At 74.6% G+C, this 26,882-nt stretch carries 21 protein-coding genes; 17 read left to right on the top strand and 4 right to left on the bottom strand.

Annotated features, from left to right (window positions below; translation table 11 throughout):
* Window positions 1–19: 19 nt before the first annotated feature.
* A complete protein-coding gene (locus tag AACH10_RS19775) occupies window positions 20–4,813 on the bottom strand; it encodes a multicopper oxidase domain-containing protein (RefSeq protein WP_341412208.1) in 4,794 nt (1,597 codons plus the stop codon).
* A 431-nt stretch (window positions 4,814–5,244) separates the two neighbouring features.
* Here AACH10_RS19775 and AACH10_RS19770 point away from each other — a divergent pair, with 431 nt between their 5' ends.
* From AACH10_RS19770 to AACH10_RS19710, 13 genes are all read left to right on the top strand, one after another.
* The gene (locus AACH10_RS19770; protein WP_341412207.1) at window positions 5,245–7,140 is read left to right on the top strand and encodes a hypothetical protein; all 1,896 of its coding nucleotides are present in this window, start codon (window positions 5,245–5,247) and stop codon (window positions 7,138–7,140) included.
* Window positions 7,141–7,211: 71 nt separating this feature from the next.
* The gene (locus tag AACH10_RS19765) at window positions 7,212–8,447 is read left to right on the top strand and encodes an SCO family protein (RefSeq protein ID WP_341412206.1); all 1,236 of its coding nucleotides are present in this window, start codon (window positions 7,212–7,214) and stop codon (window positions 8,445–8,447) included.
* Window positions 8,448–8,515: 68 nt separating this feature from the next.
* The gene (locus tag AACH10_RS19760; protein WP_341412205.1) at window positions 8,516–10,105 is read left to right on the top strand and encodes an ABC transporter substrate-binding protein; all 1,590 of its coding nucleotides are present in this window, start codon (window positions 8,516–8,518) and stop codon (window positions 10,103–10,105) included.
* The gene (gene gspG, locus AACH10_RS19755; protein WP_341412204.1) at window positions 10,102–10,533 is read left to right on the top strand and encodes a type II secretion system major pseudopilin GspG; all 432 of its coding nucleotides are present in this window, start codon (window positions 10,102–10,104) and stop codon (window positions 10,531–10,533) included. Before AACH10_RS19760 ends, gspG begins: the two co-directional genes overlap by 4 nt.
* Before the next feature lie 55 nt (window positions 10,534–10,588).
* Entirely contained in the window at window positions 10,589–11,680 is a 1,092-nt protein-coding gene (locus AACH10_RS19750) for a type II secretion system F family protein (RefSeq protein WP_341412203.1), read from the top strand.
* Between the two features lie 13 nt (window positions 11,681–11,693).
* Window positions 11,694–13,343, top strand: coding sequence for a GspE/PulE family protein (locus tag AACH10_RS19745; RefSeq protein WP_341412202.1), 1,650 nt, complete (start codon window positions 11,694–11,696; stop codon window positions 13,341–13,343).
* The gene (locus AACH10_RS19740) at window positions 13,340–14,797 is read left to right on the top strand and encodes a hypothetical protein (RefSeq protein ID WP_341412201.1); all 1,458 of its coding nucleotides are present in this window, start codon (window positions 13,340–13,342) and stop codon (window positions 14,795–14,797) included. The genes AACH10_RS19745 and AACH10_RS19740 overlap by 4 nt, the downstream gene beginning before the upstream one ends.
* Window positions 14,787–15,515, top strand: coding sequence for a MotA/TolQ/ExbB proton channel family protein (locus AACH10_RS19735; RefSeq protein ID WP_341412200.1), 729 nt, complete (start codon window positions 14,787–14,789; stop codon window positions 15,513–15,515). Before AACH10_RS19740 ends, AACH10_RS19735 begins: the two co-directional genes overlap by 11 nt.
* Complete coding sequence (locus AACH10_RS19730) at window positions 15,512–16,258, top strand: hypothetical protein (protein WP_341412199.1); 747 nt, start codon at window positions 15,512–15,514, stop codon at window positions 16,256–16,258. The genes AACH10_RS19735 and AACH10_RS19730 overlap by 4 nt, the downstream gene beginning before the upstream one ends.
* A gap of 70 nt (window positions 16,259–16,328) precedes the next feature.
* On the top strand, window positions 16,329–18,362 hold the full coding sequence (locus tag AACH10_RS19725; protein ID WP_341412198.1) for a secretin N-terminal domain-containing protein: 2,034 nt from the start codon (window positions 16,329–16,331) through the stop codon (window positions 18,360–18,362).
* 42 nt (window positions 18,363–18,404) lie between these two features.
* A complete protein-coding gene (locus tag AACH10_RS19720) occupies window positions 18,405–18,938 on the top strand; it encodes a prepilin-type N-terminal cleavage/methylation domain-containing protein (protein WP_341412197.1) in 534 nt (177 codons plus the stop codon).
* 20 nt (window positions 18,939–18,958) lie between these two features.
* The gene (locus tag AACH10_RS19715; protein ID WP_341412196.1) at window positions 18,959–19,414 is read left to right on the top strand and encodes a type II secretion system protein; all 456 of its coding nucleotides are present in this window, start codon (window positions 18,959–18,961) and stop codon (window positions 19,412–19,414) included.
* Window positions 19,411–19,890, top strand: a complete 480-nt coding sequence (locus AACH10_RS19710; RefSeq protein WP_341412195.1) for a type II secretion system protein — start codon at window positions 19,411–19,413, stop codon at window positions 19,888–19,890. Before AACH10_RS19715 ends, AACH10_RS19710 begins: the two co-directional genes overlap by 4 nt.
* A gap of 308 nt (window positions 19,891–20,198) precedes the next feature.
* Here the strand turns inward: AACH10_RS19710 and phaP are convergent, their stop codons facing one another.
* Window positions 20,199–20,759, bottom strand: a complete 561-nt coding sequence (gene phaP, locus AACH10_RS19705) for a TIGR01841 family phasin (protein ID WP_341412194.1) — start codon at window positions 20,757–20,759, stop codon at window positions 20,199–20,201.
* Between the two features lie 201 nt (window positions 20,760–20,960).
* Between phaP and AACH10_RS19700 the strand changes: the two genes are divergently transcribed.
* From AACH10_RS19700 to AACH10_RS19685, 4 genes are all read left to right on the top strand, one after another.
* Window positions 20,961–21,923: a histone deacetylase family protein gene (locus AACH10_RS19700; RefSeq protein WP_341412193.1), complete on the top strand. Its 963-nt coding sequence runs from the start codon at window positions 20,961–20,963 to the stop codon at window positions 21,921–21,923.
* A 108-nt stretch (window positions 21,924–22,031) separates the two neighbouring features.
* The gene (locus AACH10_RS19695; protein ID WP_341412192.1) at window positions 22,032–22,478 is read left to right on the top strand and encodes an acyl-CoA thioesterase; all 447 of its coding nucleotides are present in this window, start codon (window positions 22,032–22,034) and stop codon (window positions 22,476–22,478) included.
* Entirely contained in the window at window positions 22,475–23,893 is a 1,419-nt protein-coding gene (locus AACH10_RS19690; protein ID WP_341412191.1) for a sodium:proton antiporter, read from the top strand. Before AACH10_RS19695 ends, AACH10_RS19690 begins: the two co-directional genes overlap by 4 nt.
* Before the next feature lie 6 nt (window positions 23,894–23,899).
* Complete coding sequence (locus AACH10_RS19685; protein ID WP_341412190.1) at window positions 23,900–24,910, top strand: 2-hydroxyacid dehydrogenase; 1,011 nt, start codon at window positions 23,900–23,902, stop codon at window positions 24,908–24,910.
* Here AACH10_RS19685 and AACH10_RS19680 read toward each other — a convergent pair whose 3' ends face one another.
* Both AACH10_RS19680 and AACH10_RS19675 read right to left on the bottom strand, forming a co-directional pair.
* Window positions 24,911–25,531 carry a carboxymuconolactone decarboxylase family protein gene (locus tag AACH10_RS19680; protein WP_341412189.1) on the bottom strand — a complete coding sequence of 207 codons (621 nt, stop codon included), beginning with the start codon at window positions 25,529–25,531 and terminating at the stop codon, window positions 24,911–24,913. It lies immediately after the preceding gene.
* Window positions 25,512–26,837 carry a YbfB/YjiJ family MFS transporter gene (locus tag AACH10_RS19675; protein ID WP_341412188.1) on the bottom strand — a complete coding sequence of 442 codons (1,326 nt, stop codon included), beginning with the start codon at window positions 26,835–26,837 and terminating at the stop codon, window positions 25,512–25,514. The genes AACH10_RS19680 and AACH10_RS19675 overlap by 20 nt, the downstream gene beginning before the upstream one ends.
* Between the last annotated feature and the right edge of the window lie 45 nt (window positions 26,838–26,882).

Raw genomic sequence — 26,882 nt, 5'->3', positions numbered from 1 at the left:
CGCCGCCACCGCGCGCCGCTCAATCCACCTTGAACAGGCCCCACACGCCGGTGTTGACCATGGTGTTGGGCCCGTCGCTGTACAGCCAGTAGCCGCGCTGCGCGCCGTTGTACAGGTTGGCGGTGATGCCCTTGCCCACCGTGACCAGGCTGGCGCCGGGGTTCACGAAGGCCTCGATGCCCATGTCGGCATACGAGTGCCCGGCAACACGGAAGCTGTGCTGCCGCGCCCGGCCATCGGGCTGCACCACGCGCAGGCGCACCGCGTCGCCGGCCTTGGCGCCCAGCACCGGGGTGGCCAACGGGCGGCCGCGCAGGCCGGCGGGCAGGCGCGCGTCGTCGTCGAGCATCAGCGTGGGCGGCAGGCGGCAGGGGTTGATGTCGTCGGCGATCACGCTGGCCGCGGTGCAGCCGGCGCCCTGGGCGGCGAAGTCGATGCGCGACCACAGCGGCGACGTGCCATAGCTCACCGCGCGTTCGCCGAAGTCGTAGCTGTCGTCGCCCACGTAGTGCTGCGGGATCTCGCCCGCGCCGCCTGCGCCGCTGCGCAGGCGCAGGTTCAGGCCGTCCTGCACGGTCAGCACATGCTCGATGAAGCTGTTGGCGCCGCCGTTGCGCGTGCTGGTGGCGGTGACGCCGGCCGAGATCACCGTGCCCGCCGCGCTGAGGCTGGAGGTGGCGCTGGCCGTGGTGCTGCTGCCCAGCTTGATCAGTGCGCTGCGGCCGAAGCCGTCGCCGGCCACCGTGCCCGCCTCGTTCCACCAGGTGGCGCCGGCCGGCTCGACGACCAGCGTGCCCACCATGCCCTGGGCGCCGTGTTCGACCACGTCGCCCATGGCGCGCAGCGGCACGGCGCCGAACTCGATCGGCTCGCCGCCCTTGAAGGTGCCGTTGAGCATGTCGAAGTTCAGCTTGCCCAGGTACCAGGTCATCGTGCGCGTCTGGCCGGGGGCGACCAGGGTACTGGGGTTGCGGCCCACCCGGGCGCCGTCGCTGGTGCGCGGGTCGTAGCTCACCAGCGTGGCGTGCATGCCCACGTGCGGCGACGGGCGCAGCTGGTCGGCGTTCAGCGACACGATGCCGGGCATCGGCGCATCGCCGGGCAGGTCGGGCACCGGTTGGTCGGCCGGCAGGCGGTTGCTCAGGCGCACGGTCAGGCAGTCGCCGGCGTTGGCGCGCATCACCAGCGGCTCGGGCCGGCGGGTGCCGGCGCGCAGCGCCGCCACGTGGCTGGCCGGCACGTACATCAGCGCCGTGGGGTCGTGGATGCCGGCCGCGTCGTTGTAGCTCAGCGTGCCGCCGGGCAGCAGGTCGCGGGCGGCCCAGACCTCGATGTCGACCTGGCGCGCCCGGGCGTCGGACGGGCAGCCGTTGAGCCCCAGCGTGGTGGTGGCCTGGCCCAGCAGGCCGCCCACCAGCGTGCCGGTGCTGCCCAGCACGCCGGTCAGCGTCTTCTGCAGCGAGCTGACCAGGTTGGTGCCCAGCGGCTTGAGCGTGCCGCCGATCAGCGTGCCGGTCACCGGGTCGAGCGCGTCCTGGCGGTTGTAGACGCGCAGCAGGCCCCAGGCGCCGTTCCACAGCGCGTCGGTGGAGCCGTAGTGGTAGAGGTAGTCGTTGACCTTGGCGCCCCCGGTCACGTTGGGCAGCACGCCCACGTCCATCTCCATGTGCTCGGAGATGCCGAGCTCCTGCGCGCCCACATAAGGCGACTTCGGATCGGAGACCTGGCGGCGCCAGCGCTGGTTGTGCACGGTGAAGCTGTGCTGCACCTCCTGCGCGCCGTGGATCAGCCTGAACTGCGCGCGGTCGCCTTCGTAGGCGCGGAAGATCGGCGTGAACGGATCGCCGTGCACCTCGCTGGAGAACACGTTGCTGGTGTCGCCGCGGGCGTCGGCGTACAGGCCGCTGGCCTCGCCGCCGGCAGCCAGGCGCAGCGGGATCGGCTCGTTCTTGTAGTTCACCAGGTAGGGGTTGTGGTGGGCGGCGCTCAGCAGCTCGGGCTTGGCCGGCGGGTCGATCGGCGTCACGCCGTCGGCCTTGTACAGCAGCGCGAAGTCGGCGCTGGCCAGCAGGTACTCGCGGTACTCGGGGTGGGTGGCGCTGTCGGTGGCGCCGGTGATGATGGCCTGCGCGCCCACGCCGCCGGTCAGCGGCGTGCCGTCGGGCTTGAGCCAGGTGGAGCCCTTGGGCTCGACCACCAGGGCCGCGTAGAAGCCGTGCTGCTGGATGTTGCTGGCCTGGAAGTGGTCGTGCGTGAACACGGTGCGCAGCGTGCGGTCCTTGCCGGCGCCGTCGAACAGCTCGTCGGCCCACCAGCGCTGGATGCTGGTGGGGTAGGCCACGTTGGCCGGCTCGGGCAGCACCTGGGCGCGCTGCGCGGTCAGGTCGGTCACGGTGCCGTCGGCATTGCGGCGCGACAGCCGGCCGGCACCGGCGCGCACCGCCTCCACGCGCTCGATCACCGCGTCGCGGGCGAAGGTGCCGTCCTCGTAGTTGAAGCCGTTGGCACCGCCGTCCGAGCTCATCACGTCGAACTTCACCAGGTGGATGTGCTGGCCGATGATGTCGGTGGGCACCTTGGCCTGGAAGTCGTCCTTCTGCAGCTTGACCGGCAGGCGGTTGGTGTGGCGGAACTCGATGCACTCGCCGCTGTGGGCGCGGAAGAAGAAGGGCTCGGCCGGGCGCTTCAGGCCCTCGTATTGGGCCACCTCGCTGGACAGCACGTTGATGCGCGCCTGCTTGTCGTGCCAGCCGGCCTTGTTGACCACCAGCTGCATCTCGATGGCCGACACGTCGTAGCGGCGCAGCGGCGCATTCGCCGGGCAGGGGTCGGCGAAGGGCGCGCCGGGCACCGGCGGGCGGCCGTTCAGCGCGAAGCTGGCCGCCGCGCCGTCGGGCGTGGTGCTGTTGACGCCCAGCCGGGCGTGGAAGGCCATGGCCGCGCGCTCCAGCGGCGTGCCGGCCTCGGGCAGCAGCTGGATGTCGGCCACGGTGATCACGCTGGACATGTCGCCCGCGGCGGCACCGGCGCCCAGCACGCGCTGGCCGGCCTGCACCACATGGCGGCCGATGCCGGTGGCGCCCAGCTGGGTGTCGGCGGTCAGGTCCATCGGTGGCTGCGGTGGCCGGTGGCCGGGGCTGGCGGCCACGAAGAACGGGTAGCCGGGCGTCCCGCTGTCGCCGTAGGTGGGCATCGGCGGCAGCGGCCGGTTGCGGATGGGCACCAGCGCCGGTGAGAGCGCGCCGGCGCGCGCCTGGCCGGTGCGCGGATCGGTGCCGGGGCCCAGTTCACCGTCGGGCAGCGTGCGCGTGCCGTCCTCGAACACATCGTGGTTGCGCCACAGGCCCCACATGCCCTGGGCGAAGTGCGGGTACATGTGGCAGTGGAAGATCGAATCGCCAACCGACAGGTTGCGGTTGCCGCCCAGGTAGGCGATGTCGTAGGTCTGCGCCTGTCGCGGGCCGATGGTCTGGCTGTCCAGGTAGCTGCTCTGCGTGGCGCCGCCCTGCTGGGCGAACCACTGGTGCGCATGCAGGTGGAAGACATGCGTCTCCTTGACGCCGCCCTGCACGGTGCGGAACTTCACCGGGTCGCCCAGGTAGGCGTGGTGCACGTTGCCGGGGTCGTCCGGGAACAGCGCCTGCGCCTTGCCCTGGGCGTCGCGCCGCACCACCATGGCCGGGTCGCCGTTGGCCCACGAGGTGAGGAAGAACTCCTCCCACGCGCACTCCACGCACTGCGCGGCCGGGCCCACGCCGGCGCGGTTGGCGGCCACGATGGCGCCGATGCCGCTGGCGCCGTAGTTGATGCCGAAGCCGTCGCGCGCGCCCACGCCCGCGCCTTCGTGGTCGAAGGCGGCGCCGAAGGCCTGCACCGTCTTCAACTCGTCCTGCAGCACCACGGTGAACTCGCGGAACCAGTTCTCGTTGGTGGGCTGATAGCTGTCGGCCTGCACGGCCTGGTTCTGGATGATGGCGTTCAGGTCGCTGGACAGCAGGCGCCAGCGGTTGGTGCCGATGCTCTGCACCATGTTCAGCAGCGGCCGACCGGCCTGGCCGGTCAGCGTGCCGGTGGGATCGGTGGCCTCGTAGTGGATGAAGCGCCCGGCCGCCGCCTGGCGGCGCGCCTCGGCCATCACCGGCGCGCTGACCTGGCTGCGGTAGCTGTCGGACCCCGTCGGCTCCACGTTCACCACGCCGTACAGGCCCAGCACCGACGAGCCGCCATCGGCCTGGCCACCGGCCGGTGCGCCGTTGTCGTACAGCGTGCTGGCGCCTTCGCGCTCGGCCAGCAGGCGGTAGGTGATGCTCTGGCCCGGCTCGATGCCGGCCATGCCGGTCAGCCGGGGATCGAAGCCGTTGTAGCCCGGCGCTGCCAGGTCGTGACGCAGGCCGTTGAACATCATCGACGCGATGCGCGTCAGCGGCCGGTCGGCGCCGGCGGCCGGGGCCGCCTCGCACAGCAGGTTGGTGAAGTTCACCTCCAGCTTGTCGCCCACGTTGGCCCGCAGCACCAGCGGCCGCGGCCGCTTGTCGCCACGCAGCGCCACACGGCAGGGCACGGCGGCGCCGCCGTTGTCCAGCGCCAGGCCGCTGTCGATGTTGATCACGTCGCTGCGCAGCGCGTAGACCATGCCGTACGGGTTGTACGAGCCGAAGCGGTTGTAGACATAGGGCTGGTCGAGTGCCACCACGTCGGCCACCACGGTGCCGGCAGGGCGTGCCAGCGCGGCGGATGCGGCCAGTGCCAGCACGGCGGCCACCCCCAGCGCAAGACGGGTCGGGCGGTACGGGTTCCGAGCGCGATGACGCATCGCGGCCTCCTGAATTTCGGGGGAGCGTGAAGGGGGGAGAGGGAAGACGACGCCCCCTGGAATCGGGGTGCCGATGGCTGCAGATACTAGATTTCTTGCCACTTTCAGCACTAGCGGCGTTTGACGCCGGGCCTCGGGTTCGGGGGGGTAGGCCTGGTGGATCGACCGCAGCCAGACCGATTGCCGATCGATTGCATAAAAAGACATATCGATTCGATCCGCGAAAACCGGCGATTCAGTCCGGCCTTGGTTTGAATGCGTTGGGGCCCTACGCGAGGCAGGCGCAACTGGATGCATTGCCCACGTTCGATTCGTGGGGCGAGTCGCAACGAATTCGGCAAAAACATCAAGTGACCGGAGACTGTGTGGGCACCGAGAAGTGCCATTCCGGCCACCCGGTGAACCACCGTTCAATCGCTAACCACCCTGCCATGCAATCGATCTCTGCGCTTCGCTTCTGCCTGGGCCTGGCCCTGGCCATTGCGGGCCTGCCGCTGGCGGCGCAGGACGAACTGCCCTGGCAACGCCAGGCCAGCGAGGGCGGCGTGGCGGTGAGCGTGTCGCTGCAGGAGAGCGACACCGCGCCGCGCGCCGACCGCGGCGTGCCGCTGCAGCGCGAACTGCGGCTGGACGTGCGGGTGGCCGACGCCGCCAGCGGCACCGCGTTGCCGGGCGTGCGCCCGCGGGTGTGGCTGGCACGGCAGGCCGCGCCGGGCGCCGAGGCCTGCGCCGACCAGGCGCGGCGCTTCGTGGCCGGCCGCGTGTCGCAACGGGCCGACCGCGACTTCAACCAGCAACTGCTGGCCACGCTGAACAGCGATGCCACGCTGTCGCTGATCAGCCCGCAGTTCGCGGTGGGCTCCACGCGGCTGGAGTCGCTGATCACGCTGCCCGGCCCCGGTGCCGACTGGGTCTACCTGAGCGGGCGCGACCAGCTGCTGGTCACGCTGCCGGCGCAGGGCCAGCTGGCGGTGGTGGACATGGCCGCACAGAAGCTGCTGCGCCGCATCGACCTGGGCGCCGGCCAGCCGCGCCGCCTGGTGGTCACGCCCGACGAGCGCCGCGCCTTCGTGGCCATGGACGACGCCGACGCGCTGGCCGTGGTGGACCTGGCCGAGCCCGACACCCCGGTGCGGCGGCTGGACATCGGCGCCGGCCTGCACGGCCTGGCCCTCAGCGACGACGGCAGCCGCCTGGTGGTCACCAGCAGCAGCGCCGGCCGCGTGACGCTGATCGACACCGCCCGCGCGGCCACGCTGGCCGCCCACGCGCTGGCGGGCACGCCGCTGGCGGTGGCCGTCAGTCCGCTGTCGCGCCGCGCCTATGTGGCGCGCGCCAATGCCGACAGCCTGGCGGTGCTGGCGCTGGACGACGGCCGGCTCGAGGCGCCGCTGCCCTTTGCCAGCGGCGTGGTGCACCTGCGTGCCGCGCCCGATGGCCGCCACCTGCTGGGCCTGAGCCCGCGGGCCGACCGCCTGCATGTGCTGGACGTGGCACGCGGCCGCCTGCTGGGCAGCACGGCCACCGTGGAGGCGCCCGACCAGATCGCCTTCACCGCCCGCTTCGCCTATGTGCGCGGCCTGGGCGCGCTGTCGGTCACGCTGCTGGACCTGGCGGCGCTGGCGCGCGGCGAACTGGCCACCAACCAGGTGCCGATGTACCAGCAGCGGCCCGACAGCCAGGCCGCGAGCCTGGGCGTGGCCGACATGATCGTGCCCGCGCCCGACGGCGCCGGCGTGCTGGTGGCCAATGGCGCCGACACCGCCATCTACGCCTACATGGAAGGCATGCAGGCGCCGCAGGGCAGCTACCGCACCTACAGCCGCGCGGTGCAGGGCCTGAAGCTGCTGGACCGCGGCCTGCGCGAGCAGCGCCCCGGCGAGTGGCAGACGCGCCTGCGGCTGGACCGCGGCGGCCACTACCAGCTGCTGGTGCTGACCGACCAGCCGCGGCTGCTGCGCTGCTTTGCGCTGGACGTGGACGAGCGCGGCCAGACCGCCGAGGGCCAGCGCGTGCAGACGCGCTTCAGCGTGGCCGGGCCGGCGCGCGCCGGCCAGCCGCTGGCCGTGCGCGTGGAACTGCGCGACGGCGACAGCGGCCAGCCGCTGACCGGCCTGGGCGATGTGCAGCTGATGCTGCTGGAGCTGCCGGGCCTGGCCCAGCGCCGGGCCTTTGCGGCCGAGGAGGCGCCGGGCGTGTACCGCCTGGTCGACACCCTGCCGCGCGAAGGGCGCTGGCGTGTTGCGCTGCAAGTGGCCTCGCGCGGGCTGAGCTTCGAGCGCTCGGCCACGCTGGACCTGGACGTGGCCCCGGCCGGCGCGCCCTGAGCCTGCCGCCGCCGCCGCGCATTCCATCGAATCCCGCCGCATTCCGCCCACCCGAACCCGTGAGCCACCGCATGCCCCTCCGATTTGCTGCCCTCATCGCCCACGCGGCGGTGGCCCTGGCGCTGGCCTGCGGCCTCGGCCCGGCCACCGCCCAGCCCCAGCCCCGGGCCGTGCCGGCCGAGTCGCCGGCCAGCCTGCTGAAGCTGAACCTGCCCGACGTGGTGGTCACCGACCACCGTGGCCAGACGCGGCGCTTCGCCAGCGAACTGCTGCGCGACCGGCCGGTGCTGGTGAACTTCATCTTCACCAGTTGCACCACCGTGTGCTCGCCGATGACCGCCATCCTGAAGTCGGCGCGCGAGCGCCTGGCCGCCAGTGGACGCGGCGACCTGCAGCTGGTGTCGATCACCGTCGACCCGCTGGCCGACACGCCCGAGCGCCTGCGCAGCTATGCCAGTGCACGGGGCGCGGCCGAGGGCGACTGGCACTTCGTCACCGGCAGCCGCGCCAGCATCGACGCCATCCTCGCGGCTTTCGGCCTGCCCACGGGCGGCCGGCTCGACGACCACACGCCGATGGTCTTCGTCGGCCAAGGGCAGCCGCAGCGCTGGCAGCGGGTGTACGGCCTGGCCGGGCCATCGGCCATCGTGGCGGCGGTGCAGGGCGGCGGCGCGGCGCTGCCGCAGGCCGCACGCCTGACCGTCACCGCGCCGCCGGCCGCCGAGACGCCGGCCGGCACCGAGGCTGCGGCGCTGCAGGGCTGGCAGGGTTTGCGCGACGCGGCCGCGCGGCAGGCCGAGGGCGCGGCCCCGGCGCGCCTGGCCGGCCGCGATGCGGCCAGCCACTTCACCAACCTGCCGCTGCTCACCCATGACCGCGGCCCGGTGCGCTTCTACGACGACCTGATCCGCGGCCGTGTGGTGCTGGTACATGCTTTCTTCGCCAGCTGCAAGGACGTGTGCTCGCCGGTCGGCGCCAACCTGGCGCGCGCACAGCAGGCGCTGGCGGCGGCGCCGGGCATCGGCCCGGTGCAGCTGCTGTCGATCAGCGTCGACCCGGTGGCCGACACGCCCGAACTGCTCGACGCCTACGCCAACCGGCTGGGCGCGCGGGCCGGCTGGAGCTTCGTCACCGGCAAGAAGGAGAACGTCGACTGGGTGCTGCACAAGCTGGGGCTGTACGTGCCCGACAAGACCCAGCACCAGGCCGCGCTGTGGATCGGCAACGACCGCACCAACACCTGGTTGAAGCTGCACGCGCTGGCGCCGCCCGAGGCCATCGTGGCCGCCGTGCGTCGGGTGCTGTGAGACGGGGCCGGGCCATGCGACCTGGGGGCACCTGGCGGAGGGTCCGGGCGAAGGCCTGGACGCTGGCCGTGCTGCTGGCCACCGGCGGCCTGCCGCTGACCGTGGCCACTGCGGCCACCACGGCCACGCTGGAGGCCCTGGGCGCCGAGCAGGCCCGCCACGGCCAGCGCCTGTACCGCCAGGGCCTGGACCGCGACGGCCAGCCGCTGCAGGCCCAGCTGGGGGCCGGGCCGGCGGCGGTGCCGCTGGCCGGTGGCGATGCCGCCTGCGCCCGCTGCCACGGCCTGCGCGGTCAGGGCCGCGGCGAGGCCGGCGTGCTGGCGCCCCCGCTGCGCTGGGCGCTGCTGACCCAGGCCCGGCCGGCCGGCGGTGCACTGCCCGCGCGCCCGGCCTATGACGAGGCGCTGCTGCTGCGCGCGCTGCAGCAGGGCCTGGCCGCCGACGGCCGGCCGCTGGCGCTGGCCATGCCGCGCTTTGCGCTGGCCCCGCGCGACGCGGCCGATCTGCTGCAGCACCTGCGCCGCCTGGACAGCACGGCCGACGCCGAACCGGGCGTGGCGGCCGACACGCTGACGCTGGGCACCGTGCTGCCCCAGGCCGGCGCGGCCGCGCCGGTGGGCGAGGCCGTGGCCGACGGCGTGCGCGCCTGCCTGGCCCGCGCCAACCGCGAAGGCGGTCTCTACGGCCGGCAGCTGCGGCTGCGCGTGCTGCCGGAGACCGCGGCCGCCGGCACCGACGAGGTGCTGATGCTGCTGGCCCCCTGGTGGCCGCAGGGCGATGCCGCCACGCTGTCGCAGGCGCTCGGCGAGGTGCCGGTGCTGGGGCCGCTGGGTGCGGCGGCCGAGCTGGGCGAGGCCTCGCGCTGGTGGTTCGGCGTGGCGCCGCAGCTGGGCGACCAACTGCGCATCCTGGTCGATCTGGCGGCGCGGCAATCGGTCGGGGCCGGGGCCGGGGCCGGTGCAGGCGCCGGGGCAGGCGCCGGGCCGGTGCGTGCGCTGCTGCTGGTGGCCGACACGCCCGCCGGCGCGCAGCAGCTGCGCACCGCGCAGGCCCAGGCCACCCAGCACGCCGCGCTGCGCCTGGACACGCGGCGCGTGGCCGCCGGCGAGCCGCTGGCCGGCCGGCTGGCGGCGCAATGGCAGGCCGAGGGCGTGCCCGACCTGCTGCTGGCCGTGCTGCCGCCCGATGCCGTGCAGGCCCTGGCCGTGCTGGCCGCCGACCAGGCGCGGCCGCCGCGAGTGCTGGCGCCGCTGGCCAGCGTGGGGGCCGCGCCGCTGGCCTGGCCGGCCGAGCGCCGCCGCGGGCTGCGCCTGCTGGCCGCCGGGCCGGCCGAGGCCGAGTTCGACCCACGCGCTTTCCGCGACGACCTGGCCGCCATCGGCGCCGCGCCGCGCCACCTGGCCCTGCAGACCCTGGCCTGGGCCAGCGCCTGCGCCGGCGTGGAGGCGCTGCGCCGTGCCGGCGCCCAGCCCGACCGCGAGAGCGTGCTGGCCGCGCTGGAGTCGCTGCAGCGCCTGCCCACCGGCGTCACGCGGCCGCTCAGCTACGGCCCGCGCCAGCGCAGCGGCCAGTGGCAGGCGCGGCTGATGCGCGTGGCCGACGATGGCAGCACGCTGCTGCCCGACAGCGACTGGCTCAGCCCGCAGGAGCGGCGATGAATTCCCCCTCGACCTCGACCTGCCGGCACCGCGGTTTCACGCTGCTGGAACTGCTGATCGTGCTGGCCATCCTGGGCCTGCTGGCGGTGTTCGTCGCGCCGCGCTACTTCGACCAGCTGGGCCGCTCGCGCGGGCAGGTGGCGCAGGCGCAGCTGCGTGCGCTGGCCGATGCGCTGGAGCACTACCGCGTCGACACTGGCCGCTACCCCAGCAGCGAGCAGGGCCTGGCGGCGCTGCAGGCGGCCCCGGCCGGCGAGCCGCGCTGGCGCGGGCCGTATCTGAAGGGCGTGGTGCCGGCCGATCCCTGGGGCCAGGCCTACCGCTACGAGGGGCCGGCCGCCGGCCGCGAATTCCGCCTGCTCTGCCTGGGCCGCGACGGCCGCCCGGGCGGCCAGGGCGAGGACCAGGACATCGGGGTCGACGGATGAGCGCGCCGTCCACCCTCGCCGTACCGGGCAGCGCGCGGCCCTGCCGGAGCGCCGCATGCTGACCACCCGTTATGTCGTCGATGCCGAGGGCCGCTTCGTGCGGCAGAGCGGCCTGCCTGGCGCCGACCGCTTCGACCGCGCGCTGTTCGCCGAAGACCTGGCCGGCCTGCTGCAGGCCGGCCTGAGCCTGCACGAGGCGCTGGGCGTGCTGGCCGAAGGCATGCCGGCCCGCGCCGACCGGGCGCGCATGCAGGTGCTGCGCCAGCGCATCGTCAACGGCCTGCCGGTGTCGCGGGCGATGGGCGACGACCCGGCCTACGGCGCGGTGCTGGTGGCCCTGGTGCAGGCCGGTGAGCGCAGCTCGGGCCTGGCCGAGGGCCTGGCGCGTTATGCCGCGGCGGCGCGGCGCACACAGGCGCTGCGCCAGCAGCTGCAGTCGGCCCTGGTCTACCCGACGCTGCTGCTGGCGGTGGCGCTGGGCGTGGTGCTGTTCCTGCTGGGCTGGATGGTGCCGCAGTTCGCCACCGTGGTGGCCGACGCCGACGCCGCGCTGTCACCGGCGGCGCAGCGCCTGGTGGCCACCGGCCGCTGGCTGGGCGAGCACCGCGCGCGCTGGCTGGGGGCGCTGGGGCTGGTACTGGCCAGCCTGGTGCTGCTGCTGTGCCGGGCCGACGGTCGCGCGCGCCTGCTGGCCGCGCTGTCGCGCTGGCCGGGCCTGCAGCACACGCTGCTGCTGCTGGGCGGCAGCCGCTTCTTCGCCACCGTGGGCATGCTGACCCAGGCCGGCCTGCCGCTGACCCAGGCGCTGGAGCTGGCCCAGCCGCTGCTGCTGCCGGCCGGCCGCGAGCACCTGCGCGGCGTGCTGGTGCAGCTGCGCACCGGGCGCGCGCTGGCCGACTGCCTGGACAGCCGCCACTTCGGCGATCCGGTGGTCGGGCGGCTGCTCGAGGTGGGGCAGCGCACCGGCGACCTGCCGGCCACGCTGGCGCGCCTGACGCTGCTGCTGGAGGCGCGCGCGGCGCGGCGCATGGCCCACCTGTCGCACGCCTTCGAGCCGGCGCTGATGCTGCTGCTGGGCGGCCTGATCGGCGGCGTGGTGCTGCTGATGTACGTGCCGCTGCTCGAGCTGTCGTCGGCGCTGCAATGAACCGGGCCCTGCGATGACCCCGCTCAGCCTGCCCACCCGTGTGCCCGATGCCCCGGCGTTGGTGCCTGCCGCGCTGCTGGCCACCGTGCGTGCCGAGGCCGCGGCCGGCGCGGGCCGCGTCACCGAGCTGCTGGCGCGCCACACCGGCCTGGCCGGGGCGGCGCTGGCGCGTGCGCTGCAGCCCTGGTGCGGCTGGCCGCTGCTGCCCGCCGGCCGGCTGGAGGACGCCGGCGACGGCGAGTCCGACGATGTGCTGCTGCCCTTCATCGAGGCCGTGTCGCGCCAGTGCGTGGCGCTGCGCGATGCCGACGGCGGCGTCACGCTGGCGCTGGCCGATCCGTTCGACGAGGGCACCCAGGCCTGGCTGCGCCTGCGTCTGCTGGCCCATCCGCGGCCGGCCGTGCGCTGGCGCCTGGCCGATGGCGACGCGCTGCGCGCGCTGCTGCAGCGCCGCGAGCAGAACACGCGCACCGCCGCCTCGCTGGACAGCGGCCGCGGCGATGCGGGCCACCACGGCGCGCTGGACCTCGACCCGGCGCTGTGGCGCGGCGATGCCGACCCGGTGGTGCGCCTGGTCAACGCCACGCTGTACGACGCGCTGAACGTGCACGCCAGCGACGTGCACCTGGCCTGCGACGGCGACGGTCTGGCCATCCACCACCGGCTCGATGGCGTGCTGGTGCCGGCCGGGCGCATCGACGGCCGTGCGGCGGCGCAGCAGGCCGTGTCGCGGCTGAAGGTGCTGGCCGAGCTGGACATCGCCGAGCAGCGCCTGCCGCAGGACGGCCGCCTGGCGCTGCGCCTGGGCCCGCGGCAGGTGGACCTGCGGCTGTCGGTGATGCCCGGCATCCACGGCGAGGACGCGGTGCTGCGCGTGCTGGACCGCCGGCGCCTGGCCGCGGCCGACGGCCGCATCACGCTGGAGACGCTGGGCCTCACGCCCAACGACGCGGCCTTCGCGCGGCGCCTGGCCGGCCTGCCGTACGGGCTGTTCCTGGTCACCGGGCCCACCGGCAGCGGCAAGACCACCACGCTGTATGCGCTGCTGGGCGAGCGCCGGCATGACCGCGACAAGGTCATCACCATCGAGGACCCGGTGGAGTACGAACTGCCGGGCGTGCTGCAGATCCCGGTCAACGAGGCCAAGGGCCTGAGCTTTGCGCGTGGGCTGCGCTCGGTGCTGCGGCACGACCCGGACCGCATCATGGTCGGCGAGATCCGCGACGGCGAGACCGCGCAGATCGCGGTGCAGGCCGCGCTCACCGGCCACCAGGTGCTGGCCACCGTGCACGCCAACAACGCGGTGGATGTCATCGGCCGCATGGCCTCGATGGGCGTGGACCCGTACAACCTGGCCGCGGCGCTGAACGGCGTGCTGGCCCAGCGCCTGCTGCGCCAGACCTGCGCCACCTGCGCCGGCAGCGGCTGCCTGGCCTGCCGCGGCAGCGGCCTGCGCGGGCGGCGCGCCATCACCGAGACGCTGCGTGTGGACGACACGCTGCGCACGCTGATCGGCGAGCGTGCCCCGCTGGCGCGGGTGCGCGCTGCGGCACGCGCGCTGGGGGCGCGGCCGCTGCGTGAATCGGCCCAGGCGCTGGTGGACCAGGGGCTGACCACCCAGGCCGAGGCCGACCGCGTGACCATCGCCGAGGACCTGGCATGAGCCGGCCGCTGCGCCTGTGGCTGTCACCGGCCGGCGTGCAGGGCCTGGCGCCGGGCCAGGCCTGGCCGGCGGTGGACGATGCCCCCGCCCAGCCGCTGGCCACCATCGACTGGCAGGCCGCCTGCGCCCAGGCGCTGGCGGCAGCTGACGGCCGCGTGGGCGCGGTGCAGGCCCTGGTCGACGACCGCCTGGCGCCGCCGGCGCTGCTGTGCGGGCCGCTGGTGCGCCTGTCGCCGCAGGCGCTGGGGGCGGTGGCGCGGCAGTGGTACGACGAGCAGCTGGGCCTGGGGGCGCCCGACTGGCAGGTGCGCTGCGTGCCGCAGGCCGACGGCCGGCACCTGGCCGCCTGTGCCATGCCCGCGGCCCTGGTGCAGGGTCTGCAGGCCGCGGTGGTTGCGGCCGGGGGCCGGCTGCGGTCCTTGCGCCCGCGCTGGGCCCAGGCCCTGGGCGGCGCCGAGCGCCTGCCCGCGCGGCGGGCCCGGCTGGTGGCCGCGCCCACCGCGGCCGGCCTGGCGCTGGGCCTGCGCGGGCCCTGTGGCAGCTGGCAGGCGCTGGCCGTGGAAGCCGGCGATGCCGGACCCTGGCCGCAGCGGGCCGAGGCCTGGGCCCGGCGCTGGCAGGACGAGGTGGGGTCGTCTGCCGCCGGGGGGCCGCGGCGCTCCGGCAGCGCCGATCCGGTCGATGCCACTGACACCCGCAATTTCACCGACACCACCGCCACCGCCTGGCCGCGCCTGTGCCTGGTGCCCGGCGTGCCCTGGCCGGCCGACGCCCGCGCGCCGGGCCCGGGGCGACGACCCGATCCACCACCGGTGCATCCGGTGCATCCGGTGCCGCAGCCCGTGCTGCCGTCGAGTGACTGGCCGCGGCGCGTGGCCGAGCCCTGGCTGCGGCGTGGTTCGCCGTTCAGCCTGGCGCGGTTGGATTTCGCACCGCCGCCGCGCCTGTCACCGGCGCTCGGCGCCGCGCTGGCCGGCGGCCTGGGCGCCTGGCTGGCGCTGGGCCTGGCCTGGCAGACGCTGGCGCGCGACGAGGCGGCCGTCCTGTCGGTCGCGTCGGGCGACGGCCTGCGGGTGGCGCAGCGCACCGATGTGGCGGACGGTGCCGGGCGCGCCCCGCGTGGCGAGCTGGCCGCCAGGGCCAGCGGCGAGGCCGCGGCGCGCGACCTGGTGGCCGCAGCGCTGCAGGGCCAGCCGCTGCTGGCACTCGATCGCCTGGCCGCCGCGCGCGATGCCGGCGTGCAGCTGCAGCGCATCGAGTCGGTGGCCGGGCGCGGACCGGCGGTGCGCTGGCGCGTTCAGGTGCAGGCCGACACGCCGCAGGCGGCGCTGGCCTGGTATGCGCAGCTGTCGCGCGCCGAGGGACTTCACGGCGCACGCCTGCTGGGCTGGCAGGCCGCCCCCGAGGGCGAGGGCGTGCTGGCCGAACTGGAGCTGGGTGCCGATGCCGACTGAGCCCCTGCCACCGCTGGCGGTCGCGGCAGCGGCCGTGCCCCTGCAGCGCACCGGTCCGGCAGCGCACCGCCCGGCCGGGCCGGCCGAGCGCACCCTGCACCGGCTGCGCCACGGCGTGCCGGGGCGCTGGTGGCTGGCCGGTGTGCTGGGCCTGTCGGCCCTGACGCTCTGCCTGGCGGTGCTGCAGCCGCGGCAGGCGCAGCTGGCGCGGCAGCAGGCCGACGCGCAGGTGCCCCGGCGGGCCCCGCCCGCGGCACCGGCACCCGACCTGGCGGCCCGGCGCTGGGCCGTGCTGCCCCCGCCCGGCCAGCTGCCCGACGATCTGCAGACCCTGGCGCGCCTGGCCGAAGGCCTGCAGGCCATGCCGGCACAGGCCGAGCTGCAGCGCCTGGACGGCCCGGCGCCGCTGCACCGCGAGGAATTGCGGCTGCGCCTGAGCGGGCCCTACGAACGCCTGCGCCGCCTGCTGGGCCAGCTGTCGCAGGCCTGGCCCCATGCCTCGCTGCAGGCGCTGCGGCTGGATCGCGCGGCCGGCGGCGGCGCGTCCGAGGTCGAGGCCAGCCTGACGCTGCGCCTGCACTTCCGCGACCGGTCCGCGGTGGCCGGCGCGGAGGGCGACGCGGCCGCCGGCGCCGCGGTTGGCGCGGCCGTCGGTGCTGGCGCCGCCGGCGTGGTGGTGGTGCAGGTGCCGGCCGGTCCGGCCGGGGCGCCACCATGAGCCGCGTGGCCAGTGGCACCTCGGCGCAGACGGGGAAAGCGTCGCAGAAGGCGCAAGCGTCGCAGACAGCGGCACCGCCGCGCTGGCGTCTGCCGCTGCTGCTGGCCGGCCTGGCGGCCACCGCAGTGGCGGCCTTCTGGCCGCAGGCCGACGAGCGCCCGCGGCCCGCGCGCCGGCCACCGCCTGCGGCCCGGGCGCAGGCGGCACTGCCTGTTTCGGCGGTGGCGGCCGTGGCCGTGGCAGCGTCGGGCGACGGGCATGCGTCTGAGTCTGGACCCAGGGCCGGGGAGGGCGCCCGCCGGGCGTCCATCGCCGCCACCGCCGGGGCGGTCGATGCACCGCAGGCGCATGACGCCTCCGATGCGCCCGCCATGCCGGTGCCACCACCCGTCACCCGCCTGCTGCAGCCTGACGGTCGTGCGCTGGCCCTGTTCGACCGCGCCACGCCGCGCCAAGCGGAGGTGCCGGCAGCGCCGCCGCTGCCGCCGCCCGTGCCGGTGGCGGCCGCCAGCGTGCCGGCCGTGGCCGTGCCGGCGCTGCGGGCCACCGGCGTCCTGCGCGAGCCCGGTGGCCCGGCGCTGTTGCTGCTGCTGGAAGACCCGGCCGGCCAGGCGCGCCTGGTGGCCGAGGGCGAGGTGGTGCAGCCCGCCTGGCGCGTGCGCGCCATCGATGCCACCGGCGCCTGGCTGCAGCACGAGGACGGCCCGGCCCGTCACCGCCTCAGCCTGCCGGCAGCACCCTGAGCCGCCAGTGTTTGCACCCGCCGCTGCACCAGCCGTTGCGCCACCCGCTACTTCCGTCGAAAGCCTTGCCGTGAACCTCCACCGCCCCCCGAACCGGTCCGTCTCCGGCACTCCGCGGGCCACCGGCCGGCGGCTGGCGCTGCGCCACAGCGTGCTGTGCACGCTGGCGTGCAGCCTGGCCGCCTGCGCCGGCGTGGCACCGCCGCCGGCGCCCGACGCCGCGCACACGCTGCAACGCGCCGGCGCACTGGCCGCCGCCAGCGCCGCCGCCCCCACCGACGCCCGGTTGCGCACCGAACTGCTGCTGCTGCAGGAGCGCCAGCTGCTGGCCAGCCAGGCCCGCGCGGCCGAACGCCTGGAGGCCGGCGACGCCGATGGGGCCGAGGCCGCCGCGCGCGAGGCCCTGGCCCTGGTGCCGCGTGACGAGCGCGCGCAGGCCCTGCTGGCCGAGGCCGGCGAGCTGCGCCGCCTGCAGCCGCTGCTGGCCGGCGTGCGCCAGGCCCTGCAGGCCGGCGAGCCCGCGCAGGCCGAGGCGCTGGCCCAGGCCGCGCTGGCCCAGGCGCCGGCCTCGCGCCTGGCCCAGGCGGCGGCGCTGTCGGCCGCCCAGGCGCAGCAGGCGGCCCGGGCCGAGCGCGTGGCGCGGCGCAGCGCCGACGAGGCCGCATCGCCCTGGCGCCGGCCGGTGTCGCTGCAGGTGCGCGATGGGGGCACGCGCGCCACGCTGGAAGCCCTGGCCCGCCACGGCGGGCTGAACCTGGTGTTCGACGCCGAGGTGCGGCGCGATCTGAAGACCAGCCTCACCGTTCAGGACGCGCCGCTGGGCGACGTGATCGACCTGGTGCTGCTGCAGGCCGGGCTGGCGCGGCGCGAGGTGGGCAGCCGCGCGGTCTTCGTCTACCCGGCCACCGAGGCGCGGCTGCGCGAGCACCAGGAGCTGGATGTGCGCAGCTTCCACGTGGCCAATGCCGACGTGAAGCAGGTGGCCGCCGCGCTGCGCACGCTGCTGAAGCTGCGCGACGTGGTGGTGGACGAGCGCGGCAGCACGCTGCTGCTGCGCGAACCGCCGGCGGTGCTGGCGGTGGCTGAGCGCATCGTGCGGGCCCATGACCGCGCCGACCCCGAGGTGATGCTGGAGCTGGAGGTGCTGGAAGTCTCGCGCGACCGGCTCAGCCAGCTGGGCCTGCGCCTGCCCGACGGGCTGAGCGTGTCGGTGCCGGCCACCGAGCCGGGCGGCGGCACCACGCTGGGCGCGCTGCGGCGGCTGGACGCCGGGCAGCTGCTGGTGTCGCCGCTGGGGGCGACGCTGAACCTGCGGCTGCAGGAGTCCGACGCGCGGGTGCTGGCCAGCCCGCGCATCCGCGCCCGCCACCGCCAGACCGCCAGGGTGATGATCGGCGAAAAGGTGCCGGTGATCACCAACACGGTGACACCGCTGCAGAGCGGCGGTTCGGTGGTGACTGGCGCCATCCAGTACCTCGACGTGGGCATCAAGCTGCAGGTCGAGCCCGAGGTGTTTCCCGATGCGCAGGTGGGCATCCGGCTGAGCCTGGAGGTCAGCAACATCGCGCGCGAGATCCCCGGCCCGTCGGGCTCGCTGGCCTACCAGATCGGCACGCGCAACGCCGAGACCCAGCTGCGTCTGGCCGATGGCCAGACCCAGGTGCTGGGCGGGCTGATCAGCGACCAGGCGCGCGAGGCCGCCGCCCGCGTGCCCGGCCTGGGCCAGCTGCCGCTGCTGGGCCGGCTGTTCTCCAGCGTCAGCCGCAACGGCGAGAGCAGCGAGGTGGTGCTGGCGATCACGCCGCGCATCGTGCGCGGCGTGGCCACGCTGCCCGAGGCCGCGCGGCAGTTCGCCTCGGGCACCGAGAGCCGGGCCGGCCTGCGCGCGCTGAACCTCGATCCGCTGCCGACGGGCTCGTCGGTCGCATCGATCCCGTCGATCCCGTCGGTCACGACGGCGGCCCCCGCCGCGCCCGGCGCGGCCGATGCCCCGCCCGGCGCCGCCGACGCGCCCCGCCCCCCCGGTGCCGCCGCCGACGCCACACCTGCAGCCCCGGTGCGCCGCAGCCGGCCGCCGGTCGAGGCGCCCGCGGCCCCGCGCTGACCTTAGCGCCCATCAGCCACCCAGCCAGCCATCCAGGCCCGCATGTCCGTCCCCCAGTCCCTCGTGCAAGCCCTGGCCGCGCGGCCGCGCCGCCGGCCCGGCGTGCCGCGCCGGCGCGCCGGCTTCACGCTGATCGAGCTGACCGTCTGCCTGGCGCTGCTGGGCGTGCTGGCCCTGCTGGCGCTGCCGATGCATGAGCTGACGCGCCAGCGCGGCCAGGAGCTGGAACTGCGGCGCGCGCTGCGCGAGATCCGCGGTGCGCTCGATGCCTGGAAGGCTGCCAGCGACGCCGGCCGCATCACCCGCGCGGCCGATGCCAGTGGCTGGCCGCCCAGCCTGCAGGCCCTGGTGGACGGCGTGCCCGATGCGCGCAGTGCGCAATCCCAGCGCCTGGTGTTCCTGCGCCGCCTGCCGCGCGACCCCTTTGCCGATCCGGCGCTGCCGGCGGCGCGCACCTGGCTGCTGCGCAGCAGCGACAGCCCGCACGACGCGCCGCGGCCGGGCCGCGACGTGTTCGACGTGCGCTCGTCCAGCGAGGGGCGGGCGCTGGACGGCTCGGCGTTGGCGTCATGGTGAGGCTGCGCCGGGCACGACCGGTGGCGCGGACCGCGCGCCGCGGCTTCACGCTGCTGGAACTGGTGGTGGTGCTGGCCATCCTGGGCCTGCTGCTGACCCTGGTGGTGCCGCGCTATGTGGGCACGCTGGACCAGGGCCGCGAGGCGGTGCAGCAGGCCAACCTGCAGCGGCTGCGCGAGGCCATCGACGCCTTCCTGGCCGACCAGGGCCGCTACCCGGACCGGCTGGACGAACTGGTGCAGCGCCGCTACCTGCGCCAGCTGCCGCTGGACCCGCTGACCGGTGCCGCCGACTGGCGCGTGCTGCCACCGCCGCCCGGCGTGCCCGGCCGGGTGTTCGACGTGGCCAGCGTCCACCACGGCGGGCCGGCTGTCGCCCGCGACGGCCCTGCCGACGACCCCCGCGATGGCCCCGGCGATGGCCCCGGCGATGGCCTCGGCGATGGCCTCGGCGGCGGCGCCGTGGCGCCACGATGAAGGCCCCGCCCGTGCCACCGCGGCGCAGCGCCCCGCCCGCGCCGCCGCAGCGTGGCGTGGCGCTGCTGGGGCTGCTGGCCGTCGTGGCGCTGCTGGGGCTGGCACAGTGGCGCGCCGGCACGGACTGGGCGCTGGCCGCGCAGCGCGAGCGCGAGGCGCAGCTGCTGTTCGTCGGCGAGCAGTACCGCCGTGCGCTGGCGTCGTATGACCGCATGAGCCCGCCCGGCCTGCCGCGACAGCCGCGCCACCTGGACGAACTGCTGGCCGACCGGCGCTTCGCGCGCCCGGTGGCCCATCTGCGCCAGCGCTGGCCCGACCCGTTCACCGGCCGTGACGACTGGGTGCCCATCCGGGCGGGCGACCGCATCGTCGGCGTGCACTCGCGCGCCGAGGTGGCGCCGCTGCGCCAGAACGAGGGCCGCAACGCGGCGCGGGTGGCCGACTGGCGCTTCGTGCATGCCGGCGGCGCGCCCTGAGCGCACCCGGCGTGCGCACGGTGTCAGGCCCCAAAAGAAAAACAGCCCGTTGGCAAGCCAACGGGCTGGAAAGGTACCCAGAAAAGGGGGTTTTCGAAAGGTACCGAGGAGACAACCTTCCACGGATGCCCCGGCTTCGCAGCCAAGGCTCCTGTCTGAGAACAGCGCGCCAGGAAAGTTCCGCGCGCTGTTCTGCAAGATGTTGCAGGGCACAAGCCCAACCCAGCGGTCGCCGCGGACCCAGCTTTGCCGGGCCGCTGGCGGCGCCCCCTGGGGGGAAGCGGCCTTGGCCGCCTCGGGGGCAGGGTTCAGGCCGCGCGCTTGGCGGTCTTGGCGGCGGCTTGCGAGGCCTTCACGGCGGTGTTGGTCACGGCGTTGAAGTTGGCTTCGACGATGTCCGCAGCCTGCTTGGCAGCCTTGTGGGCGCTTTCGTAGGCGTTGTTGGCGGCGGTCAGGGCCGACTTCACCAGCGTGGCGGCGTTCTCGGTGCCGGCCGGGGCGTTCTTGATGGCCGAGTCGACGGCCGAGACGAAGCTCTTCTGCATTTCGGCGAACTGGGCTTCGGCGGTCTTGGTCACTTCGGCGCTGGTGGCGGCGGCGATGTCGTACAGGTGACGGCTGTAGGCGGCGGCCTTCTCGGCGCTGGGCTGCAGCAGGCTGGCTTGCAGGGCCAGCAGTTCTTGCGCGTCCTTGGCGCTCAGGGCGGCCTTGGCGGTTTCTTGCGACTCGGCCAGGGTGGCCTTGGCCACTTGCAGGTTCAGCTCGACGAGCTTTTCCACGCCTTCGAAGGCCTTGCTGGTCAGACCGAACAGGGTCTCGAGGTTGGCCTTGCTGGCGGCGGCGACTTGCTCGGGGGTCAGGTAGGACATGAAACGCTCCGGTTGGGTGTGGAAGTGGGTGGCGGGTCTCGTCTTGCAGTTATGCTGCACTGCAACATGGACTGAAGTATAGGGGCCGCGCCAGGGATTACAAGGGGTTCATGTTGCGCTGCAGCAAAATTCCTAGGGTCCGCTCACTAGTCCTCCCATGTTGTAGGGGGGCATGCGGCGCCGGGCAGAATCGGCGGCGCCATGCGGGTGTTCAGCAACCACCGTTTCTCGATCGGCCTGCCGCCGGGGCACCGCTTCCCGATGCCCAAGTACGAGCTGCTGCGCAACGCCGTCGAGGCGCATTGCCCGGACCTGGCCATCACCGAGGCTGATCCGGCCAGCGATGGCGAGCTGGCACTGGTGCACACGCCGGCCTACATCGACGCCATCGTGCAGGGCACGCTGCCGGCGGCGGCACAGCGCGAGATCGGCTTCCCGTGGAGCGAGCGCATGGTCGAGCGCAGCCGCCGCTCGGTGGGCGCCACCGTGGCCGCGGCGCGTGCGGCGCTGGGCCGGCCCGGCGGTGGCGTGGCCTGTCACCTGGCCGGCGGCACCCACCATGCCTATGCCGACAAGGGCAGCGGCTACTGCGTGTTCAACGATGTGGCGGTGGCCGCGCGCCTGCTGCAGGCCGAGGCCTTCCGCGCGCAGCGCCGGCGGCTGCGGGTGTGGGTCATCGACCTGGACGTGCACCAGGGCAACGGCACGGCGGCGATCTTCCGCAGCGACCCCAGCGTGTTCACGCTGTCGCTGCATGGCGCCAAGAACTTCCCGTTCCGCAAGGAGGCCGGCGATCTGGACATCGACCTGCCCGACGGCTGCGCCGACGCCGAGTACCTGGCTGCGCTGGACGCGGCACTCGATGAGGCCTGGGCGCGCCAGCTCGATGTGGCCGAGCACGAGGCGCCGCCGGGCCTGGCCTTCTACCTGGCCGGCGCCGATCCGCACGAGGGCGACCGCCTGGGCCGGCTGAAGCTCACCGATGACGGCCTGGCCGCGCGCGACCGGCGGGTGTTCGACTTCCTGCGCGCACGCGGCGTGCCGGTGGCCGTGACCATGGCCGGCGGCTACGGCCGCGACATCGCCACCACGGTGGCGGTGCAGCTGCGCACGGTGCAGCTGGCGCAGGCCGCCTGGCAGGCTTGGCAGCGCGACTGGGCCTGACCCCCGGGCACCCGGCCATTGGCCGCCGGCCCCGCGCCCTGGTGAAAGCCCCAGGTCCGTGGCACGCGACAATGCGCGCCGATCCAATCGTCATACCAACGCCCCGTCATGAGCGCCAAACCCCAGCCCGGCCTGCGCGAGCACTACCGGCACCTCTCGTCCATCACCACCCGCTGGATGGACAACGACGTGTACGGCCATGTCAACAACGTGCAGTACTACAGCTTCTTCGACACGGTGGTGAACCGCTACCTGATCCAGGCCGGGGCGCTGGACATCCATGCCGGCCGCACCATCGGCCTGGTGGTCGAGACGCATTGCAACTACTTCGCGCCACTGGCCTTTCCGCAGGATGTGGAGGCCGGGCTGCGCGTGGCGCATGTGGGCTCATCCAGCGTGCGCTACGAGGTGGGCCTGTTCGCGCCGGGCGAGCCGCTGGCGGCCGCGCAGGGGCACTTCGTGCATGTGTACGTGGACCGCGAGACGCGCCGGCCGGTGAAGCTGCCGCCCGATCTGCTGGCCGCGCTGGCGCCGCTGCAGGGAGCCACGGCATGACGCGCGCTGCACGCCTGGCCGCGCTGGCGCTGGCCGCGCTGGCGCCGCTGGCCCAGGCCGCCGAAGTGGACGGCCGCGCGCTCAGCGCCGCGGGCGGCGCCTGGTGGGGCCTGCCGTTCGCCGGCATGCTGCTGTCGATCGCGCTGATGCCGCTGCTGCTGCCCTTCGTGTGGCACAAGCACTTCGGCAAGATCGCCATCGGCTGGGCGCTGGCCTTCGTGCTGCCGCATGCCGTGATGCAGGGCGCCGGCGCCACCGGCGGCGCGCTGCTGCACATGCTGTGGGGCGAGTACCTGCCCTTCATCGTGCTGCTGGCGGCGCTGTTCACGGTGTCGGGCGGCATCTACGTGCGCGGCAACCTGCATGGCAGCCCCGGGCTCAACACCGGCCTGCTGGCGCTGGGCGCGGTGCTGGCCAGCTTCATGGGCACCACGGGGGCGTCGATGCTGCTGATCCGCCCGCTGATCCGCGCCAACGACAACCGCAAGCACACCGTGCACGTGTGGGTGTTCTTCATCTTCATCGTCAGCAACATCGGCGGCTCGCTCACGCCGCTGGGCGATCCACCGCTGTTCCTGGGCTTTCTGCAGGGGGTGAGCTTCTTCTGGACGCTCAAGACCCTGCTGCCCGAGACCCTGTTTTGCGTGGCCGTGCTGCTGGCGCTGTTCTGGCTGATCGATCGCCACTGGTACGCCAAGGAAGGCGTGATGCCGCGCGACCCGACGCCCGATGACCACAGGTTCGGCATCGACGGTGGCATCAACCTGCTGCTGCTGGGTTTGGTGGTGGCGCTGGTGCTGATGAGCGGCGCGTGGAAGCCGGGCATCGTGGTGCACCTGCCGGGCGCCGACGTGGAACTGCAGAACCTGCTGCGCGACGCCGGCCTGCTGGGCGTGACCGCGGCCTCGATGGCGCTGACGGCGGCCAAGGTGCGTGCCGACAACCAGTTCGGCTGGGGCCCGATGCAGGAGGTGGCCAAGCTCTTCATCGGCATCTTCGTCACCATGCTGCCGGTGCTGGCCATGCTGCGCGCAGGGCACGACGGCGCCTTTGCCGGCGTGCTGCGCGCCGTCACCGGGCCCGATGGCCAGCCGCTGCCCTGGGCCTATTTCTGGGCCTCGGGCCTGCTGTCGTCTTTCCTGGACAACGCGCCCACCTACCTGGTGTTCTTCAACCTGGCCGGTGGCGACGTGCAGCAGCTGATGGGCCCGCTGGCCACCACGCTGGCCGCGGTGTCGGCCGGCTCGGTGTTCATGGGCGCCAACAGCTACATCGGCAATGCACCGAACTTCATGGTCAAGTCCATCGTCGAGGACCGCGGGCTGAAGATGCCCAGCTTCTTCGGCTACATGGCCTGGAGCTGCGGCATCCTGGTGCCGCTGTTCGTCGTGGTCACTTTCATCTGGATGTGCTGAGATCCCATGAGCCTTTCTGACAAGCCTCGACTGCTGGTCGCCATCCCCATGTTCGCCGAGGTGCTGGCCGCGCTGGCCGAGCACTTCGAGGTCGACGCCGCCGGCGAGCATCCGATCGAAGACCCGGCCGAACTGGCGCGTCGCGCCCAGGGCTGCAGCGCGCTGCTGGTGGCCGGCATGCCGCGCATCGACGCCGCCCTGCTCGACGCCTGCCCGACGGTCCGCGCCGTGTGCAGCATGGCCGTGGGCTACAACAACATCGACGTGCCGGCCTGCACCGCGCGCGGCGTGCTGGTGAGCAACGCGCCCGACGTGCTGACCGAGACCACCGCCGACTTCGGCTTCGCGCTGATGATGGCCACCGCGCGCCGCATCGCCGAGAGCGAGCATTTCCTGCGCGCCGGCCAGTGGACGCAGTGGCGCTACGACCTGTTCGCCGGCAGCGATGTGCACGGCGCCACGCTGGGCATCTTGGGCATGGGCCGCATCGGCCAGGCCATCGCACGGCGCGGCCACCTGGGCTTCGGCATGCCGGTGATCTATCACAACCGCAGCCGCCTGCCTGCTGAGGCCGAGGCCCCGATCGGCGCGCGATGGGTCAGCAAAGAAGACCTGCTGCGCGAGGCCGATCACCTGGTGCTGGTGGTGCCCTACAGCGCCAGCAGCCACCATGCCATCGGCGCGTCCGAGCTGGCGCAGATGAAGCCCACCGCCACGCTGACCAACATCGCCCGCGGCGGCGTGGTGGACGACGCCGCGCTGGCGCAAGCCCTGCGCGACAAGCGCATCGCTGCCGCCGGGCTGGACGTGTTCGAGGGCGAGCCCGCCGTGCACCCCGACCTGCTGACCGTGCCCAACGTGGTGCTCACGCCGCACATCGCCAGCGCCAGCCTCCCGACGCGCCGCGCGATGGCCGATCTGGCGCAGCGCAACCTGCTGGCGGTGTTCGGCATCGGCGCCGATGCCGGCCGGCCGCCGACGGCGCTGAATCCCGAGGTGCTGAAGCCGGCGGCCTGATCAGCCCGGCAGGCCGGGCAGCGGCGCCTCGTTCGACGGCCGCGCCGGCGTGCGTGCCAAGTTCATCACCCAGCACACCATCGTGAAGTAGCCCACCAGCGTGGCGATCTCCACGGCGCCCGGGTCGCCGAACACGGCCTGGGCCCGCGCGTGGGTGGCGTCGCTGGCGCCATGCTGGCGCAGCAGTTCGTGGGCCAGGTCCAGCGCCGCCGATTCATCGTCGGCCAGGCCGTCGCGTGCGGCGTCGGGCAGGGCGCCGGTGCGCAGTGTGTCGATCACCGCCGGGGCCACACCGGCCTGGCGGGCCAGCGGTGCGTGCAGTTGCCACTCGAACTGGTTGTGTGTGTGGCGCGCCACGGCGCAGATCAGCAGCTCGCGCACGCGGGCGGGCAGGGCGCCGCGAAAGCGCAGCACCTCGCCCAGCGCGCCCACCGGCTCGGCCAGGGCTGGCGCATGCAGCAGCGGCACGAAGGGGCCGAACACGCCGCCGCGCGGGCCGTCGATCAGCGCCTGGGCGATGCGGCGCTGGTCGTCGCTCCAGGTGGCGGGCTCGGGCAGCGGCAGGCGCTCGCCGCGATCAGGACCGAAGCCTTGGGCCAGGTCAGCGGGCAGGGTGGGCATGGGCGGTCTCCAGCGATGAGGGTTCGGGCAGGCCACGCCACAGCCAGGCGGCGGTGGTGGCCAGCAGCAGGGCGGCGGTGGCGCTGGTGAACTCGATCGGGCCCCAGCCATGCCAGTGCCAGCCGTCCAGCAGGCGCACCTGCAGCGGGCCCAGGATCTGGCCGGCGGCAAAGGCGGTGGTCATGCGGCCCAGCAGCGGCGTGGGATCGGCCGGCAGCCACTGGCGCGCCAGCTGCATGCCGGCCATCGTGGCCACCATGAAGCTGCCGCCCACCAGCAGCGCGGCCGCGCCGATGGCCAGGCCTGAGCGGCTGAGCAGCGGCAGCGCCACGCCCAGCGCCATGGCCAGCTGGCAGCCGGCCCACAGCGGCTGGCGCGGCCAGTGGCTGGCCAGCCGCGCCGACAGCACGATGGACAGCAGCGCCGCCGTGCCGAACACCGGCCAGGCCAGGCCGAACCAGAACGGGTCGTCCACCAGCACCCGGGCCATCGCCGGCAGGAACGTGGCCGGCACGATATAGCCGAAGCCGAAACTGCCGTAGCAGAACACCAGCGGGCCGAAGCCGGGCGGCACGCCGCAGCGGGTGGTGGGTGGGGAGGCGGGTGCAGAGGTGGGCGCCGAGACGGGCGCCTTGGCGGAAGATCCGGGTGCCTGCTGGGGGGATGCCAGGTGATGTGCCGCGCAGCCCGAGCGCAGCAGCCAGGCCATCGCACCGGCCATCAGCAGCGCCAGCGCGGTGAGCGCCAGCCACAGCGCGCCGGAGCGCCAGCCGCCCAGCGCCCACACCAGCAGCCCGCTCAGCGCGATGCCGCTGCCCACGCCGGCGAACACCCAGCCGCCCAGCGGCGCCGCACCGCGCCGCGCCAGCGCGGTGAGCGCCCAGCCGGTGGCGGCCACCAGGGTCCAGGCACTGGCGGCGCCGGCCAGCGTGCGCTGCACATGCCAGCCGATGCCCAGCCAGTGCGGCCCGGCCATCGCGGCGTTCAGCGCGATCACCAGCGTCAGCGCCAGCGCCAGCAGCGCGGGTGGCTGTGCCTCGGCACGCGCCGGCCAGCGCCTGGCCAGCAGCGCCTGCAGCGGTGCGGCGCTCAAGGCACCGGCCAGGTAGCCCAGGTAGTTGGCGGCGGCCAGTTCGGCGGCCAGCGCGGCGTCCAGCAACCCATCGCGCATCATCAGCGGCAGCATCGGCGTGAAGGCGAAGCGGCCGATGCCCATGGCCACCGCCAGCGCCAGCAGCGCAGCCATCGCGATGGCGGCCGAGGCGGGGCGCTGGTGCGGCGCTGGCAGGCCGGGCGGCGGGGTCATGCGTGAACGTCCATGACCGCCATTCAACCCGAGACCGGATACTTG

The organism is Pseudaquabacterium inlustre (genome assembly GCF_038066595.1).
GTDB lineage: Bacteria > Pseudomonadota > Gammaproteobacteria > Burkholderiales > Burkholderiaceae_C > Pseudaquabacterium > Pseudaquabacterium inlustre.
This window is presented reverse-complemented; position numbering and strand designations above follow the sequence as displayed.

What these genes read in the sequence shown, in the direction of transcription:
- AACH10_RS19730 (WP_341412199.1), top strand. Translation starts at nt 15,512, where the DNA reads ATGAGCCGCGTGGCCAGTGGCACCTCGGCGCAGACGGGGAAAGCGTCG.
- AACH10_RS19750 (WP_341412203.1), top strand. Translation starts at nt 10,589, where the DNA reads ATGCTGACCACCCGTTATGTCGTCGATGCCGAGGGCCGCTTCGTGCGG.
- AACH10_RS19770 (WP_341412207.1), top strand. Translation starts at nt 5,245, where the DNA reads ATGCAATCGATCTCTGCGCTTCGCTTCTGCCTGGGCCTGGCCCTGGCC.
- phaP (WP_341412194.1), bottom strand. Translation starts at nt 20,759, where the DNA reads ATGTCCTACCTGACCCCCGAGCAAGTCGCCGCCGCCAGCAAGGCCAAC.
- AACH10_RS19710 (WP_341412195.1), top strand. Translation starts at nt 19,411, where the DNA reads ATGAAGGCCCCGCCCGTGCCACCGCGGCGCAGCGCCCCGCCCGCGCCG.
- AACH10_RS19685 (WP_341412190.1), top strand. Translation starts at nt 23,900, where the DNA reads ATGAGCCTTTCTGACAAGCCTCGACTGCTGGTCGCCATCCCCATGTTC.
- AACH10_RS19695 (WP_341412192.1), top strand. Translation starts at nt 22,032, where the DNA reads ATGAGCGCCAAACCCCAGCCCGGCCTGCGCGAGCACTACCGGCACCTC.
- AACH10_RS19675 (WP_341412188.1), bottom strand. Translation starts at nt 26,837, where the DNA reads ATGACCCCGCCGCCCGGCCTGCCAGCGCCGCACCAGCGCCCCGCCTCG.
- AACH10_RS19765 (WP_341412206.1), top strand. Translation starts at nt 7,212, where the DNA reads ATGCCCCTCCGATTTGCTGCCCTCATCGCCCACGCGGCGGTGGCCCTG.
- AACH10_RS19740 (WP_341412201.1), top strand. Translation starts at nt 13,340, where the DNA reads ATGAGCCGGCCGCTGCGCCTGTGGCTGTCACCGGCCGGCGTGCAGGGC.
- AACH10_RS19720 (WP_341412197.1), top strand. Translation starts at nt 18,405, where the DNA reads ATGTCCGTCCCCCAGTCCCTCGTGCAAGCCCTGGCCGCGCGGCCGCGC.
- gspG (WP_341412204.1), top strand. Translation starts at nt 10,102, where the DNA reads ATGAATTCCCCCTCGACCTCGACCTGCCGGCACCGCGGTTTCACGCTG.
- AACH10_RS19680 (WP_341412189.1), bottom strand. Translation starts at nt 25,531, where the DNA reads ATGCCCACCCTGCCCGCTGACCTGGCCCAAGGCTTCGGTCCTGATCGC.
- AACH10_RS19735 (WP_341412200.1), top strand. Translation starts at nt 14,787, where the DNA reads ATGCCGACTGAGCCCCTGCCACCGCTGGCGGTCGCGGCAGCGGCCGTG.
- AACH10_RS19745 (WP_341412202.1), top strand. Translation starts at nt 11,694, where the DNA reads ATGACCCCGCTCAGCCTGCCCACCCGTGTGCCCGATGCCCCGGCGTTG.
- AACH10_RS19775 (WP_341412208.1), bottom strand. Translation starts at nt 4,813, where the DNA reads ATGCGTCATCGCGCTCGGAACCCGTACCGCCCGACCCGTCTTGCGCTG.
- AACH10_RS19700 (WP_341412193.1), top strand. Translation starts at nt 20,961, where the DNA reads ATGCGGGTGTTCAGCAACCACCGTTTCTCGATCGGCCTGCCGCCGGGG.
- AACH10_RS19690 (WP_341412191.1), top strand. Translation starts at nt 22,475, where the DNA reads ATGACGCGCGCTGCACGCCTGGCCGCGCTGGCGCTGGCCGCGCTGGCG.